This is a genomic window from Halocynthiibacter namhaensis (genome assembly GCF_000812685.1).
Taxonomy (GTDB): domain Bacteria; phylum Pseudomonadota; class Alphaproteobacteria; order Rhodobacterales; family Rhodobacteraceae; genus Halocynthiibacter; species Halocynthiibacter namhaensis.
Genome location: NZ_JWIF01000063.1, coordinates 49,097 through 66,946, shown reverse-complemented (window position 1 = coordinate 66,946; position 17,850 = coordinate 49,097). Strand labels below are relative to the sequence as shown.

General features: G+C 52.4%; 14 protein-coding genes. 4 read left to right on the top strand and 10 right to left on the bottom strand.

Going from position 1 to position 17,850, the window contains the following annotated elements; genetic code table 11:
• Positions 1-40: 40 nt before the first annotated feature.
• From RJ38_RS13210 to RJ38_RS13190, 5 genes are all read right to left on the bottom strand, one after another.
• The gene (locus RJ38_RS13210; RefSeq protein WP_039019351.1) at positions 41-700 is read right to left on the bottom strand and encodes an HAD family hydrolase; all 660 of its coding nucleotides are present in this window, start codon (positions 698-700) and stop codon (positions 41-43) included.
• Positions 701-839: 139 nt separating this feature from the next.
• Positions 840-1,274, bottom strand: coding sequence for a universal stress protein (locus RJ38_RS13205; protein ID WP_039019350.1), 435 nt, complete (start codon positions 1,272-1,274; stop codon positions 840-842).
• On the bottom strand, positions 1,271-4,270 hold the full coding sequence (locus RJ38_RS13200) for a TRAP transporter permease (RefSeq protein ID WP_039019349.1): 3,000 nt from the start codon (positions 4,268-4,270) through the stop codon (positions 1,271-1,273). The genes RJ38_RS13205 and RJ38_RS13200 overlap by 4 nt, the downstream gene beginning before the upstream one ends.
• Before the next feature lie 156 nt (positions 4,271-4,426).
• The gene (locus tag RJ38_RS13195) at positions 4,427-5,398 is read right to left on the bottom strand and encodes a TAXI family TRAP transporter solute-binding subunit (RefSeq protein WP_052245388.1); all 972 of its coding nucleotides are present in this window, start codon (positions 5,396-5,398) and stop codon (positions 4,427-4,429) included.
• 110 nt (positions 5,399-5,508) lie between these two features.
• On the bottom strand, positions 5,509-6,294 hold the full coding sequence (locus tag RJ38_RS13190; protein WP_238321711.1) for a MurR/RpiR family transcriptional regulator: 786 nt from the start codon (positions 6,292-6,294) through the stop codon (positions 5,509-5,511).
• Positions 6,295-6,507: 213 nt separating this feature from the next.
• On the opposite strand from RJ38_RS13190, the gene RJ38_RS13185 reads away from it, so the two are divergent.
• Genes RJ38_RS13185 through RJ38_RS13175 form a run of 3 tightly spaced genes read left to right on the top strand, consistent with a single transcriptional unit; the run spans position 6,508 to position 11,028 of the window.
• Positions 6,508-8,910, top strand: a complete 2,403-nt coding sequence (locus tag RJ38_RS13185; RefSeq protein ID WP_039019348.1) for a GcvT family protein — start codon at positions 6,508-6,510, stop codon at positions 8,908-8,910.
• Complete coding sequence (locus tag RJ38_RS13180) at positions 8,907-9,701, top strand: beta-keto acid cleavage family enzyme (protein WP_039019347.1); 795 nt, start codon at positions 8,907-8,909, stop codon at positions 9,699-9,701. Before RJ38_RS13185 ends, RJ38_RS13180 begins: the two co-directional genes overlap by 4 nt.
• Before the next feature lies 1 nt (position 9,702).
• Positions 9,703-11,028 carry an aspartate aminotransferase family protein gene (locus tag RJ38_RS13175; RefSeq protein ID WP_039019346.1) on the top strand — a complete coding sequence of 442 codons (1,326 nt, stop codon included), beginning with the start codon at positions 9,703-9,705 and terminating at the stop codon, positions 11,026-11,028.
• Positions 11,029-11,082: 54 nt separating this feature from the next.
• On the opposite strand, the gene RJ38_RS13170 is transcribed toward RJ38_RS13175, so the two are convergent.
• The 5 genes from RJ38_RS13170 to dctP form a co-directional block, all read right to left on the bottom strand.
• Positions 11,083-11,946 (bottom strand): universal stress protein, encoded by an 864-nt coding sequence (locus tag RJ38_RS13170; RefSeq protein ID WP_039019345.1) that lies wholly within the window; start codon positions 11,944-11,946, stop codon positions 11,083-11,085.
• 12 nt (positions 11,947-11,958) lie between these two features.
• A complete protein-coding gene (locus RJ38_RS13165) occupies positions 11,959-13,446 on the bottom strand; it encodes a SulP family inorganic anion transporter (protein WP_039019344.1) in 1,488 nt (495 codons plus the stop codon).
• A 203-nt stretch (positions 13,447-13,649) separates the two neighbouring features.
• On the bottom strand, positions 13,650-14,942 hold the full coding sequence (locus tag RJ38_RS13160) for a TRAP transporter large permease (protein ID WP_039019343.1): 1,293 nt from the start codon (positions 14,940-14,942) through the stop codon (positions 13,650-13,652).
• The gene (locus RJ38_RS13155) at positions 14,939-15,502 is read right to left on the bottom strand and encodes a TRAP transporter small permease (protein WP_039019342.1); all 564 of its coding nucleotides are present in this window, start codon (positions 15,500-15,502) and stop codon (positions 14,939-14,941) included. Before RJ38_RS13155 ends, RJ38_RS13160 begins: the two co-directional genes overlap by 4 nt.
• 81 nt (positions 15,503-15,583) lie before the next feature.
• Positions 15,584-16,594, bottom strand: a complete 1,011-nt coding sequence (gene dctP, locus RJ38_RS13150; RefSeq protein WP_039019341.1) for a TRAP transporter substrate-binding protein DctP — start codon at positions 16,592-16,594, stop codon at positions 15,584-15,586.
• Positions 16,595-16,965: 371 nt separating this feature from the next.
• On the opposite strand from dctP, the gene RJ38_RS13145 reads away from it, so the two are divergent.
• Positions 16,966-17,850 carry a MurR/RpiR family transcriptional regulator gene (locus RJ38_RS13145; RefSeq protein ID WP_039019340.1) on the top strand — a complete coding sequence of 295 codons (885 nt, stop codon included), beginning with the start codon at positions 16,966-16,968 and terminating at the stop codon, positions 17,848-17,850.

The following is a 17,850-nucleotide window of genomic DNA, read 5'->3' as shown; positions in this document are numbered from 1 at the left end:
ACTGCTGCGGGGCTTTTGTTTGGCCGATCGGTATCGCGAACTAACCTTCAAGCAGTGCAGGTATTGCATCCATTCTGTTCACCACAAAATCCGCCCCTGCTTTTGTCAAACGGTCCGAGTGCCCTTCAAAACAGTGGGACGCGCCCGTAAACCCGATACAGGTCATCCCTGCCGTTTTCGCAGCGGCAACCCCCGCGACACTGTCTTCAATCACAACGCAACGGGAAGGCAGGACATTCATTTTTTCCGCAGCGTAAAGAAACACATCCGGGTGTGGTTTACCCTTAGAGACCAGGTTAGCAGAAAACACATTCGGATAAACAAGTTCAAACATCTCAGTCAGGATCAACCCAAGCGCCAGCTTGGAAGGCGCTGCGGATGAGGCGACACATTTCGCGACAACCAATGATGACAAAAGCGTCTTTGCCCCAGGGATCGGCTCCAATTCGTCTCTATATCGCGCAAGGACAACCTCCTTCAAATTCGCCCGAAAACCGTCCGGTAACGGTTTGCCCATCTCCTGTGCAATGATCGCATCACTGACTTCTCCCGGCACTCCGGCGAAGCGCATCGCAACCTCGTTCGTGGTCATGGCATAGCCCGCCTTGGAGTAGGCTTCCGCATCGACACCACAGGAGATCAATTCACTGTCAAGCAACACCCCATCGCAATCAAATATGACCAAATCAAATTTCGACATAAAATGACCTTCTTAATCATTGAATTTCGCAAATGGTACGGCGCAAACTTCCGGTCTTCAATTTATTTCGTAAGCGTCTACGAACGCAAAACGGCGCGAGAAATACCCGCGCCGTTTTATTATTTCATGTCTCAGCCGATCAGCTGCGGACGATATGCACGGACACTGTTGCGTGACGCGCCACGCGGGCGGCGTTGGGGCCCAGAAGGTAATCTTTGAAATCAGGCTTATGCGCGCCGATCACGATCAGCTCACTGCCTGCCGCATTCGCGGTTTTCAGGATTTCCTCATAGGCGGTACCCACGGCCACGATGTGACGGATATTTGCGTTCATCTCATCGCCCAGCACCTCAACGCAGAGTTTGTTCAAGGCCGATTTTGCCTCGACAATCGCCTGCTCAGTGTGGGTTTTGTCAAAGAACGACCCAACGACACTCATGCCAAAGTCAGGGATGACAGTGATCACATCAAGCGTCGCCCCTTCCATCGCGGCAAGCAAAGCGCCCTTTTTCAACACTTTCGTATCATCAACCGGCTGGCTGACATCGATTGCGCATAGAACGGAACCACTCATGCCATTTCTCCTTCTTCTTTACGCGCACGGGCCAATTGCAACATCCCAATCAGACCCAGGAAGATCAGTGCCGGAATGAACACCAATTCCTTAGGAGATTGTTCCGCCGTCGCTTTGGCCGCTGCAACAGTCACGACTTCGTCACCGTAGAAGTCAAAGCCACCCAGTTTCGACGAGAACGTTGTTTGCGGGAAAGGTTCATCCAGCTGTACGACGTCGCCGTCAACAGTGGTTGCCAGACCAAAGGCTGCAAGACGTTCCTCACCGGTTGTCTCATCGCCCACTGGCAGAACCAGGGTTACGTCCTTGCTTTCGAGCGTGTCGAAATCAGGGCCGCGCACAACGATACGTACTTCATCACCAGGATTTGCATCCCCAAGCGCCTGCGCGAGATTTGCCGGTTCAACCGCGTTAAACGGAGGCTGAATGCGGTTCATCACATAGTCAGGACGGAAGAGAACAAAGGCAATCGCACAAAGGGCAATGCTTTCGTAGATCTTCGACTTGGTCAGCCACCAACCCATTGTGCCCGCGGTGAACACAAGGATGGCTATGGTCGAAACAATGGCCACGATTATCCCCTGCGTCCAGGTCACATCAATCAACAAAAGATCTGTGTTGAAGATGAACACGAACGGCAAAGCCACGGTGCGCAGTGAATAGAAGAACGCAATGAAACCAGTTTTGATTGCATCCCCACCAGACACAGCCGCCGCCGCGAAACTCGCAAGCCCCACAGGTGGCGTCACGTCCGCCATGATCCCAAAATAGAACACAAACAAGTGCACCGCGATCAATGGAACGATCAGGTCGTTTTGCGCGCCAAGCTCCACAACCACACCCGCCATGAGAGAACTCACAACGATATAATTCGCGGTTGTCGGCAGCCCCATGCCCAAGATCAGGGACAGGATGCCAACCAGCACCAACATCGCAACCAAGTTGCCGCCAGACAGGAATTCGACCAGATCAGCCATAACTTGGCCAATACCCGTCAAAGTCACAGTGCCCACGATCACACCAGCTGTCGCTGTCGCCAGCGCGATGCCGATCATGTTGCGTGCGCCGTCAATCAGGCCCTGCATCAGATCAACCAAGCCGTCTTTGAATGTGTTTACATAGTCATTCTGACCTCGGAACATCTCTTTCAGAGGGCGTTGCGTCAGAAGCATGACAATCATCAAAGCAGTTGCCCAGAAAGCCGAAAGACCAGGAGATTTCTGCTCGACCATCAAGAACCAAACCAACACAACGATTGGCAGCAGGAAGTAAAGGCCGGTTTTATAGACTTCACCAACCACTGGGAGCTTGATTTCTGCCGCATTGGGATCATCGGCTTCAAGATCTGGGCTTTGCGATGCCAGATACAGCAAACCAAGATATGAACCACCAATCAGTGCAAGAATGATCGCAGTCGACGCGCCTGAACCACCCGGGAAGACATAGCTAAGAACCTGCATGAATGAATACAAAACACCAAACAGGCTGCCAAACAACGCTATGATGAACGCACCAGTGGAAGCGAACCACGACCAAATGCTATCTTTCTCAATGCTAACAGACCAACGAATGAGAACGAAAGCTATCGCTGAGACTACGAGATATGCCAACAAACTTGTCAGGCTGGCACTCAGCCCAAGAATACCCGAAAGTATGAGAGCAAACGCAATTCCACATGTTTTGCTAACGCCCCACATAATGCCAAATGACAAGATGAATGACAGAAGCATCTTCAAGAAGCTGGTGTCACTTTCGCCAAGTGCAGGCATATTCTTCTTAACCGCTTCCAAGTGCACAATATACACAAGCGCGATATAAGAAATTGCAGCAGGCAGGAAGGCATGGGTAATCACGTCGATATACGGTGTTGATGTATATTCCACCATCAAGAAGGCCGCAGCACCCATAACTGGGGGCATGATTTGACCGTTCACAGAGGACGCAACTTCAACCGCACCGGCTTTCTCAGACGAGAACCCAACACGCTTCATCAAAGGAATGGTGAATGTACCAGTTGTCACAACATTGGCGATGGAGGATCCGGAAATCAGACCTGTCGCCGCAGAACCCACAACAGCCGCTTTCGCCGGACCACCGCGCAAATGGCCTAGGGCACCAAAGGCCATCTTGATGAAATAGTTGCCCGCACCCGCTTTATCCAGCAATGCGCCGAACAGAACAAAGAGAAACACAAATTTGGTCGAAACACCCAGCGCAATACCGAACACACCCTCAGAGGTGATCCACATATGCGACATGGCTTTCTTCAGGGATGCGCCTTTCCACTGGATGACTTCAGGTACGCCGACCACAAACATCAAGCCAAGAAGAAAAATCAAAACTGCTGGGGCAATCCCAATAGTCCGATAAGCAACAAATACAATGATTGGCAGGAGAATTAGTCCACCCCATTCCAATACGGAGATCAAGCCTGATGAGACTTCCATCTCCAAGCGTGTTTCCAGGAAGTACACGATCCCACTGCTGTCTCCGAGGAAGACATAGCCCAAAAACACTGAAGCCAGAACTGCCATAGCCGGACCAAGGGCCCGCCATGCGCCTGCGAACAAAACGACTAGTCCAGCCAGAGCGACTTTTTTATCCAGGTTATCGGCTAGTCCACCAGCATCCACAATTTTCTGATAAAAGAAAAAGCCATATAGCGCGACAGCAGCGCCAAATATCGCCAAAATCCAGTCATAGGCAGGAATGCGGTCACGCGGGCTGGTAGCGGTCAGTGGGTAGGCTAAGAATACCATAAACAGACCAAAGCTGAGATGGAATAGACGCGAGTTGTTAATAACTGAACCCGGCAAAATATACGGGGCCCAAGGTGATGCCAGCAGAATCTGGAACAGCGACCAGACAATGGCGACAACCGCCATCATCGTGCCAACCGCGCCTGCCGGGCTGCGTGCGCCTGCGTCAGAAGAAGCGACCAGTTCCTGGAGCTCTTCCTCGCTTAGCGCGCTGGAATTTTCGGTGTTTTGTGACATATGTCCCTCCCGGACATGCCGCAATGTCAGATGCGGCCGGAATTTTGGAAAACTTAATACACCACCTATGCGCCGTCTTATATGCGGATTTCATGTATCAGGTGTAGAAAAGGGGGCAGTTACCCGCCCCCTGATACTCAGATCAGATCTGGTCGATTACTCGATCCAGCCCATTTCACGGTAGTATTTCGCAGCGCCATCATGCAGAGGAGCAGACAGACCAGCAGTCGCCATTTCTTCTGGTTTCAGGTTTGCGAATGCAGGGTGAAGACCTTTGAAGTCGTCGAAGTTTTCAAAGATTGATTTCACGAGAACGTAAACAACTTCTTCAGACACTGCGTCGGAAGACACGAAAGTCGCGCCAACACCAAATGTGCCGATGTCAGAATCGTTGCCACGGTACATGCCACCAGGAACGGTTGCTGTACGGTAGTAAGCGTTGTCGTTGATCAGACCGTCAACAGCTTCGCCAGAAACTTCAACAATCACAGAATCACATGCTGTTGTTGCTTCTTGGATGGTTCCGGAAGGGTGACCAACAGTGAAGACCATTGCGTCGATTTGGTTGTCGCAAAGCGCTGCAGATTGCTCAGCAGGCTTCAGCTCAGTTGCCAAAGCGAAATCGTCAGTGGTCAGGCCAGAAGCTTCCATAAGAACTTCCATGGTGCCACGTGCGCCGGAACCTGGGTTACCGATGTTTACGCGCTTACCAGCAAGGTCAGCGAAAGATGTGATGCCAGCGTCGGCACGTGCAACAACTGTGAAGGGCTCAGGGTGAACTGAGAACACAGCGCGCAGGCCTTCGAATGCACCAGCATCTTCAAACTTGGATGTGCCGTGGAACGCGTGGTGCTGCCAGTCAGACTGTGCAACGCCGAATTCCAGCTCGCCTTCGCGAATGGTGTTGATGTTGTACACAGAACCACCAGTGGATTCTACGGAACAACGTACACCGTGGTCACGACGGCCTTTGTTTACCAGACGGCAGATCGCGCCACCAGTTGGGTAATAAACGCCGGTCACGCCGCCGGTGCCGATTGTGATGAACTGCTGTTCTTCTGCAAATGCGCCGCCAGCTGTCATTGCCGCTGCGGTCGCGAGACCGAACATAAATTTCATCGATGTCATATGATAACTCCCTATACATATTATTAGCCGTAAGAAGGGTCTTCGCCCCTCTGAGCTTTGCATAAAATGTCGGACGGTCACGGGATTGTCATGCAAAAACTAATGTTTTTTTATTTAGACCAATAGGCATCCACATCGCTACGAAGATCTTCGTAGGATTCAATGCGTTTCTCAGCCTCTTTACCACCACGTTTTACAAGCAGCGCGAGTATGTTTTCGATCACAGCCATGGCCCCCGAATAACATGCAAAGAAATGTGTCGTAATTGTGGAAACGACCAAAACTTCTTCCGGTTTTAATTCAGACGCGATGACTTCGGAATCCGAAATCATGATCAGTTTAATTCCACGTGACTTCGCAAACTGACAGGCGTGTATTGTTTCCTTTGAATAGGGCGTGACCGTGATGACGATCAGGATATCTTCTTCATTTGCATAGTTCAGTTCATCGATAGAACTGTTCATATGTCTTGGGATTAACTGCAATGTTGGCAATGCCATACGTCCAACATAGTGAAAATAGTAGGCCAGTCCGTAGCTCGCACGAACCCCGGTCAGGTACACATTGCGCGCACCGAACATCAGATCGACCACACGCTGCAACTTGTCAGGCGACAATTGGTGCAGCGATCGCTGTGTGATTGCCAAGGAATTTCGGGTCGCATCCACCTGTGCTTTGCCTGTTCCGGGATATTGTGCGACCGCTTCCAACCATTCAAGATTATCGGTGGTTTCTGACCTCGAAACCAAGGCCGTTCTAAAGGGCGCACGCAGATCTTCGAAGCCTTCAAAACCAAGATACTGCGCCATCCGAACAAGCGTATATGTGCTAACTCCAGCCTTACGTGCGGTCACCCGAATAGGGTCAAGTCCAAAGTCCCCTGGGTTGTCGACGATGTATTTCGCTACGACTCTTAACCGAGGGGAAAACCCTTCATAATCGGCCTTAGCTTTGAAATCATTTTAATTTTAACGGTGGGATCCATCAAGCACGCCTTTTGATTCGCCAAAAATATGATAACATTTGTTATTTCGGGCGTCGATTGACTAATTCTGCGTTTCCCTCAGTGTTGGGCGCAAATCACATCCCCCGGACAAAGGTCTGATCCAATGCCGAAATCTCTTCCTTCTCATGCATCTGTCGTCGTTATTGGCGGTGGAATCATGGGGTGCTCTACCCTTTACCACTTGGCGAAGATGGGTGTGAGCGATGCGATTCTCTTGGAACGCAACAAGCTGACCAGCGGCACAACCTGGCATTCCGCAGCCCAAGTGCGCGCCTTGCGTCACTCGCGAAACCTGACCCGAATGATCCAATATTCGGTCGATCTATACAGTCAGTTGGAACAAGAGACCGGGCAAAATGTGGGCTGGATCCAGAAAGGATCCCTGTCTATCGCCACCACCCCTGATCGTTTGACCCATGTGAAACGCCAAGAATCACTTGCCCATGCTTATGGCATAGATGCCACGTCCATCAGCGCGGCCGAGGCCAAAGAACGCTGGCCCTTGATGAACACCGATGATGTGCTGGGCGCGGTTTGGTCACCAGACGATGGGCGCGTGTCCCCGTCTGATGTCTGTGCAGCTTTGATCAAAGGCGCGAAAAACCGCGGCGCGAAGGTCTTTGAGAACACAGGCGTCACCGGGATTTTAACCAAGAATGGCAAAATCACAGGCGTCGAAACCAGCCAAGGCACTGTGATGTGTGACGCCGTCGCAATCTGCGCCGGTCTCTGGTCGCGTGAAGTCGCCGGCATGGCCAAGGCCGAAGCCCCACTGCAACCCTGTGAACATTTCTACCTTCTAACCAAACCTATCGACGGCATCACCGGCAACATGCCCACCCTCTCTGATCACGACAGCCACCTCTATATTCGCGATGACAGTGGCGGCTTGCTGGTCGGCTGTTTTGAACCCATGGGCAAAGCAATCGACCCCGCGATCTTGGATGAAAGCTTCGAATTCGGCCTGCTGGCTGAGGATTGGGATCACTTTGAACCCATGATGATGAACGCCCTGCACCGCCTGCCCGCCCTTGAAACGGCTGAGGTCAAGATGCTGCTGAACGGTCCAGAAAGCTTCACTCCTGATGGCACATTCATGTTGGGCGAAGCCTCCGAAACCAAAGGGCTGTTTTACGGTTGCGGTATGAATTCCGTTGGCATGGCATCTGGTGGTGGCGCTGGCATGAACCTTGCGCATTGCATCGTTCATGGGCACACGGCCTATGATCTTGGCGAAACCGACGCGAAACGCTTCGCCCCTGTCTACAACCGCATTGAACATCTGATGGCGCGCGCACCTGAGATCCTCGGCACCCATTACGAAATCGCCTATCCCGGTCGCCAATTGAAAACCGCACGTGATCTCAAACGTCTGCCATTGGACGCGCAATATCGCAAAGCAGGTGCTGTCATGACCCAAACTTATGGCTGGGAACGCCCGCAGTATTTCGGCGCCTCCAATCCCCCGGCGATGACCTTTGGCAAACCCGATTGGTTTGAAAATGTGAAGCTTGAAGTCATGGCCGCCCATGAAAAAGCCGCGATTTTTGACGCATCCCCTTTCGGTAAGATCGAAGTCCAAGGCCCTGATGCAGAAGCCTTCCTGCAATATGTCTGCGCAGGCAATATGGGCAAAGCGCCTGGTTCCGTCATGTACACCGCCATCCTGAATAGCCGTGGCACCTATGAAAGCGACATCACTGCACAGCGTATTGCGCCTGATCACTACCGCCTGTTTGTCGGCACCAATGCCATCAAACGCGACCTGTCTTGGTTCACGCGACATTCAGAAGGCTACGACGTGACCCTGACCGACAGCACCGAAGATTACGCGGTTCTTGGTCTGATGGGCCCCGAAGCGGCGCGCATTGCCCGTGACGTTGGTGCGCCTGAACTCAATGACATCGGATATTTCAAAGTTGGCCCCGCCCATATCGCGGGCAAACATGTCCGCGCCATGCGCATGTCTTATGTCGGAGAAGCCGGCTGGGAGATCACCTGCAAGACAGAAAACGTCGGCGTGATCTATGACGCTTTGACCAAAGCCGGTGCAACGCCTGCGGGCTTGTTTGCCCAAACCTCAATGCGGGTGGAAAAAGGCTTCTGTGCAATGGGCCATGAGCTGGACAGCGACACCACCCCAATCGAGGCCCGCATGGATGGCATGTGCAAGAAAACCATCGACTACATCGGGAAAACCGCCGTGGATCAGCGCCGTGAAGAAGGTGCGAAGGCGCGCGTTATCACCCTTGTGCTTGAAGATGAAACCGCCGTGCCGCTTGGCCATGAACCGATCTATCTGAACGGTGATATCATCGGCCATACCACCACCACGGCTTTCGGATATCGCATCGGGAAACCTATCGCGCTGGGATATGTCCATATTGATCAACCGGATGGCATTGCAGTCGAACTCGATATCGCACGTGAAATGTACAAAGGCCGCCTGATGGTCGGCCCTGCCTTTGATCCCAAAGGTGAACGGATGCGTAAGGCACAAAGATGACCCATAGTTTCAAAATCACCGTCGCGCCAAATGGCGCACGTCGGACCAAGGCAGACCACCCCGCTCTGCCCATGACCACAGATGAGATCGCCGCAACGGCAAAGGCCTGTTTCAATGCTGGCGCGGACGGGATCCATCTGCATGTGCGCGATGATGCCGGTGTGCATTCCCTTGACGCCGGACGTTATCGCGATGCCATGGCGGCGATCGCCCAACTGGTTCCGCAAATGGATATCCAGATCACTACCGAAGCTGCGGGAATTTATGACGCCTCGGCGCAATATCAGTGTCTAACCCAGATCATTCCGAAGGCCGCCAGCGTATCCGTGCGTGAAATGGCACGGGATATGGACATCGCCAAACGTCTCTACGCATTTGGCGCAGAGGCCCAAATTGATGTGCAACATATCTTGTATAATGCCGATGACATCGCGCAGCTTGCCCATTGGATGGAACAAGGGATTGTACCGCCCGACATGAAATCCGCAATCTTCGTTCTTGGGCAATATTCGCCCCAGATTCTGGCGCAGCCAGGTGATCTGCAATCCTATCTTAACGCCAGCGAGATGCTTGATCTGGATTGGACAATCTGCGCTTTTGGTCAAAATGAACTCGCCTGTGCGCGCGCCGGCATGCAAGCGGGCGGCAACTTGCGGATCGGCTTTGAAAACAACCTGCACCGCCCGGACGGCAGCCTTGCCAAAGACAATGCCGACCTTGTAACCCTTACCGTAAACGAAGGCCGTGCCCTTGGCCTGACGCCCACATCTGATCTACAGAAAGTGTCTTAAAATGACCCATGTTTTCCCCCGCCACAGCAAAATCCAGCCCCCTGTCGCGGCCTCAGGCGATGGCTGCTACGTGATCGACACCAATGGCAAACGGTACTTTGATGGGTCCGGCGGCGCGGCCGTGTCGTGCCTTGGCCATTCCGATAAAGAAGTGACCGAAGCCGTGAAAACGCAACTCGACCAACTGGCCTTTGCGCATACCAGCTTTTTCACATCCCAACCCGCCGAAGACCTCGCGGATCTACTGGTCGAACATGCCCCCGAGGGGATCGACCGCGTCTATTTCGTGTCAGGCGGATCTGAGGCAACCGAAGCCGCGATCAAGCTGGCGCGTCAGTACCACGTGGAGAAAGGCGAACCCCAACGCCGCCACCTGATTGCCCGCAAGCAAAGCTATCACGGCAACACCATTGGCGCACTTTCTGCTGGTGGTAATGAATGGCGTCGCCAACAATTCGCCCCGATCTTGGTTGATGTCAGCCATATCGCGCCCTGCTATGAATACACCCTGCGCCAAGACGGTGAGAGCGCCTTTGAATACGGTCAACGCGCCGCCCAAGAACTTGAAGATGAGATCCTACGTTTGGGTGAGGGTTCTGTCATGGCCTTCATGGCAGAACCCGTCGTCGGCGCGACCCTTGGGGCGGTGCCTGCGGTGGAAGGCTACTACACCCGCATCCGCGAAATCTGTGACAAATACGGTGTGCTTTTGATCTTGGATGAGGTCATGTGCGGCATGGGTCGCACTGGGCATCTCTATGCGTGTGAAGCTGACAACGTCCGCCCCGACATCCTTTGTATCGCCAAGGGCCTTGGCGCGGGCTATCAGCCAATTGGCGCGATGCTCTGTTCAGGTGAAATCTATGACACGATCGCCAATGGCACCGGGTTTTTCCAACATGGCCACACCTATCTGGCCCACCCCTGCGCAACGGCTGCTGGTCTTGCCGTGGTGAAAGCGATCTTGGAACGTGACCTTCTGGCGCGTGTGAAAGACATGGGCGAAAGGCTGCAAGCGGCACTGGTTGCAGAATTTGGTCAACATCCAAATGTCGGTGATATTCGTGGTCGCGGGTTGTTTCGCGGCATCGAGATCGTCAAAGATCGCGAAACCAAAGAACCCTTTGACCCGGCCCTTGGTCTGGCTGGGAAGCTGAAGAAAGCGTGTTTTGCCGAAGGTCTGGCTTGCTATCCAATGGCAGGCACACGTGACGGTAAAAACGGCGACCACATCCTGCTTGCCCCGCCCTACATCATGACCGAGGAACAGATCCCCGACATCATCGAGCCCCTGAAACGGGCGATGGCGCAGATCATTCCTTCCTAAAACAAAAAGAGCCGCGATCATCTCGCGGCTCTTTTTCTATTCAATGTCGAAAGCTTAACGCACCAACAAAAGCGGCACCTGACAAGTGCGGATCATTTCGGTGGTGGTCGAACCGATGATCAGGCGACGGATACGGGAATGGCCGTAAGCGCCCATGACCAGCATATCAGCCCCATCAGGGTTTGCGTCCTGGCCCGCGACGTGGATACGCTGTGCGATGACCTCGGTTGGGGTGCCTTCTGTGATCTCGTGAGAGACCTCAAAACCAGCGGCTTTCAACGTGGCCGCAGCGCCTTCAATCGCGTGTTTTGTGCCGTCACTGCCAGCACTAATAATGCGTGCCTCAAGGCCCACGAAAGTCTTCGCCTCTGCCAGATGGTTCACAGCTTTCATCGCCGTCTTGCCACCATCAAAAGCCAAAAGGAAGCTTTTGGGTTCAACAAACGCACGCGACGCCACCAGCACCGGGATCATGCTGGTGCGCACAACACGTTCAAGGTTTGACCCAAGATGCATGGTCGCGAAATCAGCGTTTTCACCGCGTTTGCCGATGACAACCAGGCTTGCGGTTTTCTCAGCTTCCAGCAGTTCTTCAAGCAAATCACCATGGCGCAAGCGGGTGGTCACATCAGCAACACCCGCGGCTTTGATACGCGCCTCAGCGTCTTCCAAAATCGCGCGACCGCGTTCATTGGCCAGTTTCGCCTGCTGCGCGTCCAGATCCGCCAGTTGATCCATCAACTTAGAACGTGCGCCCAAACCGATGTTTCCCGACAGGTTACTATCCGCATCCAATTTGCGTGTGATAATATGCAGAACCTCAACACTGTGACCTTCGCGCGCGGCAATCCAAGCGGCGTAATCACAGGTGCTTTCAGAGTAAGCGGATCCATCCACCAATGCGATAATCTTGCTCATATCTCTGCTCCCTTAATGGCCCATCAGGCGTTCAAGCGCGCCCGGTTTATCATGTTCAGACAGGCGACCCATCAGGGTTTCGCTGGCCTCATTCATGCCGATGATCTCGACCTCGGCCCCGTCACGACGGAACTTCAGAACCACCATATCAATTGCTGAGATAGATGAAATATCCCAAATATGCGCGGTGCTGACGTCAATTGTCACACGTTCCAAAACTTCGCCGAAATCAAAGGCTTCGGCAAGATCGGGGGCAGTTGCAAAGAACAGCTGCCCTTCCACAAGGTAATCACGTTGCCGACCGTCTTCGGACAGTTTTGATGTCACACGGAAGACCGCCGCGATTTTCCAAGCAAAGAAGATGCCCGACAGAAGCACGCCGGTCAAAACGCCAAGCGCCAGGTTATGCGTGTAAACCGTAACCACAACCGTGGCCAACATCACGATGGAAGAGGCACGCGGATGTTCACGCAGGTCGGTGATGGAAGACCAGGAGAACGTCCCGATGGACACCATGATCATGATCGCGACAAGCGCTGGCATCGGAATCACAGCAACCCAAGCGCCCAGAACCACGATCAGGAACAACAGGAAAACACCGGCTGCGAAACAGGACAAACGCCCGCGCCCGCCAGATTTCACATTGATCATAGATTGCCCAATCATCGCACAACCCGCCATGCCACCGATGAAACCAGTCGCCGTGTTGGCGATGCCTTGGCCGATACATTCTTGGTTTTTGTCAGATTTCGTGTCTGTCAGATCGTCAACCAATTTCGCAGTCATCAAGCTTTCCAGCAAGCCCACAACAGCAATCGCAGCCGCAACAGGGAAGATGATTTGCAGGGTCTCAAAGTTCAGCGGAATTTGCGGGATCAGGAAGATCGGCAATGTATCCGGCAGTGCGCCCATGTCACCGACCGTGCGCACATCAAGGCCCAACCAAAGGTAAAGCGCCGTCAAAACAACGATGGTCACCAGCGGGGAAGGAATGGCGTTGGTGATGTATGGAAAGAGATAAATAATCGCCAGACCACCCGCAACCATCATATAGGTCGTCATGTTGACGCCCTCGGTGCCGAAATCAAGTTCGGGCAATTGCGCCATAAAAATCAGGATCGCAAGCGCGTTCACAAAGCCGGTCATCACAGAGTTTGAAACAAAGCGCATGACATTGCCCAGCTTCAAAAGCCCCGCAAGAATTTGTAGCAAACCAGCCAAAACCGTGGTCGCGAGAAGATATTCAAGCCCGTGGGTTTTCACGAGCGTAATCATCAAAACCGCCGTCGCAGCGGTGGCGGCTGAAATCATGCCGGGACGTCCACCAACAATCGCGGTGATCACAGCGATTGAGAAACTCGCGTATAGGCCAACCTTTGGGTCAACACCCGCAATGATCGAAAAAGCGATGGCTTCCGGGATCAGCGCCAGCGCCACAACAAGGCCCGCCAGCAGGTCGGCGCGGATGTTGCCCAGCCAATCTTGCTTTAGGCTGCTCATAAAATCAGTTTGCACAGGTCAATCTCCGGTCAGTTCGCGTTTGTCACGCCCATACGCGAGAGGGACAGAAATAGCCAGCCTTGCGCCGATATTTAACAACCGCCTTCGCATATCAACGGTAGAAAGCCACGATGAAAATCGTGCCATATGCGCATAAAAAAGGCGCCCGAAAAACGGACGCCTTTAATTCTATAATGTTAAGATCACTTGCCCAAAAGCAGATCAGGCAAGAACAATGCCAGCTGGGGGACGAATGTGGTCAACATCAATGTTGGCAACCAAGCAAACACGATGAACAACAGAGTTGGCCAAAGCATCTTTGCAACCGGCGTGTCACAGACCTGCGCACCAAGGTATAGCAAAGGTGCTGTCGGTGGCGTGATATTCGCCATGCCAAGGTTCACACCGATAACCGCCGCGAAATGGATCGGGTCCATACCGGTGCTTTGTGCGATTGGCAGCAAGATAGGTGTCGCCAGCAATAGGCCAGAGATATCATCCATCAACATACCGATCAGGATCATAACAACATTGATCATCAGAAGGATAACAATCGGGTTATCAGATACGGAATAAACCATGTCTTTGGCGATCTGTGGTGCACCCTGCGCGATCAAGTTATCGGATACGATCAGAACCATGAAGATCATGGTCATAACCACACCGATGGTCACACCTGAGTTACAGATCGTCTGTGCCAAAGTCTTCCACGTCAGACCTTTGTAGATATAGATCGCAACGGGGATCGCATAGACAACCGCAATACCAGCAGCCTCAGTTGGGGTCATGATGCCGCCATAGATGCCACCCAAAATGATGATGGGCATTAACAAGGCAGGCCCCGCCAAACGACCCTGACGACCAAAGGTCGGCATAAAGGGTTTTGGACGCTCAGACAGCTCAATATTGTCATATTTACGCAGCATGATCTGATTGGTGATGATCAACAGCGTGATCAAAATAATCGCAGGGATCACCGTGGATAGGAAACATTTCAACACGTGTTGTTGTGCAACCCAGCCATAAAGGATGTGTGACGAACTTGGCGGGATCAACAGGCCCAAGGGGCTTGCAGAAACAATCAAAGCTGCGGATTGACCCTTAGGATATTTCGCCTTTTTCAAATGCGGCATCATGATGCCACCGATACAGGTCAGGGTCGCGTTCGCAGAACCAGAGATGGATCCGAAGACACCACAAGCAAGAACCGCAGCGGCACTCAGGCCACCTTTGATGTGACCGATGAACATCGATGCCAAGGCCACGAGCGGTGCCGCGATCTTGCCTTTTTCCATGATGCCACCGGCGATCATGAACAAGGGAATGGCCAGCAACACCAAGGATCGAATCCCTGTTGCACCTGTTGGCAGATAGCCAGAAATCGATTGATCCCCAACCATTGCGATAAAGATCAAGACCGATCCAAATGCCACATAGACGCTCACGCCCAAAAGAAGCATCACGCAGACGATAAGTAGACTTCCTGTGATGATCATTCTGCGATCTCCCCTGAATTATCAGGCGTCGGGGACAAGCCCAGGCCCTGACGGATGTGCACATAGAGATAAGCCGCTGAGAACATCGACATGAAGGTAAACGCAACCATGATGGCAATGCGCCAGGACACGAATGGAATGCGCAGCACAGGCGTCGCACGCAGGCGCGGGAATGAAAAGTCATCCGCAAGCGAGACGTAACAGGCGTATACGACAAAAACCGTTACCAGAAGTTCGATCAGCAAAACCACAAAACCACGCCACCAAATCAAGCGCGGGTCTTTGATGATAATGCCAAGAATATCGGCGTTAATGTGAAGCTTACGTTCAGAAGCCAACACAGCACCTGTGAAATAGCCTACGATACTGACGGCCAAAAGCCATTCTTCATAAGCGAAAACATCAAGTCCAAAAATGTAGCGCCTGATCACAACCAGGCCAAAAGTGAACGCCATTAGAAAACCGGAAAACGTGGTGATAGCCCGCATGGCCCCCAGCATCCACCGCATCGGTGCACCAATGATGGTTGGCAGTTCGTCCGTTATATGTGTATGCGACATTCCCCCCCCTATCTTATTTTATATGTTTCAGTACATAGAAAAAGGGCCGGCTTATTTGCCGGCCCTTTCAGAAACTATCGATTAGTTAGCTGCTTTTGCAGCCAGCAGACGGTCGATGACGTCCTGGCCAACGCTCTCAGCCATCAAGGGCCAGACGTTTTCTTGAACGTGTGCCGCCATTGCAGCCTGCTCTTCGTCGTTCAGGCTCAGGATGGTGTAGCCGCTTTCAACCAGCTTCTCGCCGAATATCGCGTCATTTTCACGATTGTAAGCAAAGAAGTCGTCAGACGCTTTGGTCATAGCAGCCTGCAGAGCAGCTTTCTGCTCGTCGTTCAACTTATCCATAGAACGCGTTGAACCGTAGAACGTTGTCAGCTCAGAGATTGAGTTATACTCAATGAAGTGAGACCCAACATCAGATTGTGCGAAGATTGAATAAGTCGCAGTCTTGGTACAGCAGATCGCGCCGTCAACAATACCGGATTGGATCGCTGGGAAGATGTCGCCCCATGCCATTGTTGTCGCTTTGAAGCCCAGTGATTCAACCATGCCTTTTACAACGCTAGAAGACCAAACACGGATGTTCATGCCTTTGTCACCGAAGTTGTTCCAGTTGGTTGGCTCTTTTGTTGCCACGATACCAACGAAACCTTCAGGGTTCTGTGCCAGAACCTGCACGCCGTAGTCGCTTACGATTTCTTGCAGAATTGTGTTATATTCAGAATCTAGGTTGCGCATGATGTTGTCCATGTCATCCCAGCCACCAACGAGGAATGGCATGGACAGGAACTCAAGGCGTGGATCGGTGTCAGCGTAGATGAACGCAGCGGCCAGATCGATGTTACCACGTGCAACGTCTTCAAACAGCGCTTCGCCGGAACCCAATTGGTTCGCTGGGAATACGTCGATTGACAGACCAACGCCAGCCGCAGCAACGTCAGCAGCAACCTGTTCCATCATTTTTGTGCCCTGGTGATCGATTGGGAACACGCCTGCAAAACGCAGCGTGATGTCTTCTGCGATTGCAGCTGTAGACATAAGAGCGCTTACAGCACCAATTGTCAGACCTTTGGCCAGTGTCGAAAATTTCATAATAGTCTCCCTATAGAGTGTTCTTCATTAACGATCTGAAGTGCCGTTCTTGCGGCGACATCATCAGTGTTAGTCAGGCACCCTAGGGAATAAAATCAACATTCGCAATTTCTTTTGACATTTTTTATCATTTGCAACACTTTGCTTAGTGAGCAGCGTAGAAAATCAAATACTGTCACAGGGTTGCCCATTCAAAAACCAGGGGCCCGTGTTGGAATAAGAACTAATAAAATCAAATAGCTATAGCTGCACCTTCCTACTGTGGTCGTTCACCAATGATCATATGTTGCAAACGCTAACTTTTACCGCAAAAGTTGTACGAACACCAAATTTTCGCAACCCGATCGCATGACTGAGAGAACGCAACACCCATGAAAGACTTTCTGCAGATCAATGATTCACTTCGGGAAATGCACCCCGATTTGCCGCGCGCCCTGAAGGTTGTCGCCGCCTATTTGCTCGAACATCCTGGGGATGTCGCGACGCTTTCAATGCGACAAGTCGCGACAAATGCTGGCGTGTCACTGCCCAACTTTTCACGACTGGCTAAGATGCTGGGTTATGAAACATATGGGGAATTGCGCGAAATCTATCGAAAGCAGGTTCAGTTGCACGACGCCAGTTACTATCATCTGCGCGCCGAAACTTTACACAAACCCAACCGCATGAATGACAGTGCTGCCTTCCTGGCTGCGATGCAGGAATCGGTCATCGAAAACACCCAGCAGCTGTTCAGCCAGCTCGATTCGGATTATTTGGAAGAAATTGCACAGGTTTTGACGAAATGCAGACGGGTCTATCTTGTTGGCATGCAGGCGTCCCACAGCTTTATGATGCACCTGAACTTTCTGGGCGGCATGGCCAGCGATAAATTCCAGCTTATTCGTTCCGAAGGCGGCGTTTTTGCCGATGACATCACAGATCTTGGGGCTGAAGATGCCGTGGTCGTCCTAAGTCAACAGCCCAGCGCACATGCCACAATCCAGTTGGCGCAACTGTCCAAGGCCCGCGATGCGACCGTCATCGCCATTTCAGACAGCCCGATTTCCCCCCTAGCTTTGCTTGCTGATTTCACGGTACTCACCCCAAATCAAAGCCCGATGTTCTTCGAATCCTACGTCTCGGCCACAATCATCATCGAGGCCATCATTGGGTTCTTCACCTTGGAACAGACCGCAGATGTTGTTGCCCGGATCGAACGGATCGAAGCGGATCGGATCCAACTTGGCGAATATTGGACGAATAAGGAAACATAG

Excerpts from the sequence above, each read along its gene's own strand:
- RJ38_RS13210 (WP_039019351.1), bottom strand. The coding sequence starts at position 700 with ATGTCGAAATTTGATTTGGTCATATTTGATTGCGATGGGGTGTTGCTT.
- RJ38_RS13205 (WP_039019350.1), bottom strand. The coding sequence starts at position 1,274 with ATGAGTGGTTCCGTTCTATGCGCAATCGATGTCAGCCAGCCGGTTGAT.
- RJ38_RS13200 (WP_039019349.1), bottom strand. The coding sequence starts at position 4,270 with ATGTCACAAAACACCGAAAATTCCAGCGCGCTAAGCGAGGAAGAGCTC.
- RJ38_RS13195 (WP_052245388.1), bottom strand. The coding sequence starts at position 5,398 with ATGACATCGATGAAATTTATGTTCGGTCTCGCGACCGCAGCGGCAATG.
- RJ38_RS13185 (WP_039019348.1), top strand. The coding sequence starts at position 6,508 with ATGCCGAAATCTCTTCCTTCTCATGCATCTGTCGTCGTTATTGGCGGT.
- RJ38_RS13180 (WP_039019347.1), top strand. The coding sequence starts at position 8,907 with ATGACCCATAGTTTCAAAATCACCGTCGCGCCAAATGGCGCACGTCGG.
- RJ38_RS13175 (WP_039019346.1), top strand. The coding sequence starts at position 9,703 with ATGACCCATGTTTTCCCCCGCCACAGCAAAATCCAGCCCCCTGTCGCG.
- RJ38_RS13170 (WP_039019345.1), bottom strand. The coding sequence starts at position 11,946 with ATGAGCAAGATTATCGCATTGGTGGATGGATCCGCTTACTCTGAAAGC.
- RJ38_RS13165 (WP_039019344.1), bottom strand. The coding sequence starts at position 13,446 with ATGAGCAGCCTAAAGCAAGATTGGCTGGGCAACATCCGCGCCGACCTG.
- RJ38_RS13160 (WP_039019343.1), bottom strand. The coding sequence starts at position 14,942 with ATGATCATCACAGGAAGTCTACTTATCGTCTGCGTGATGCTTCTTTTG.
- RJ38_RS13155 (WP_039019342.1), bottom strand. The coding sequence starts at position 15,502 with ATGTCGCATACACATATAACGGACGAACTGCCAACCATCATTGGTGCA.
- dctP (WP_039019341.1), bottom strand. The coding sequence starts at position 16,594 with ATGAAATTTTCGACACTGGCCAAAGGTCTGACAATTGGTGCTGTAAGC.
- RJ38_RS13145 (WP_039019340.1), top strand. The coding sequence starts at position 16,966 with ATGAAAGACTTTCTGCAGATCAATGATTCACTTCGGGAAATGCACCCC.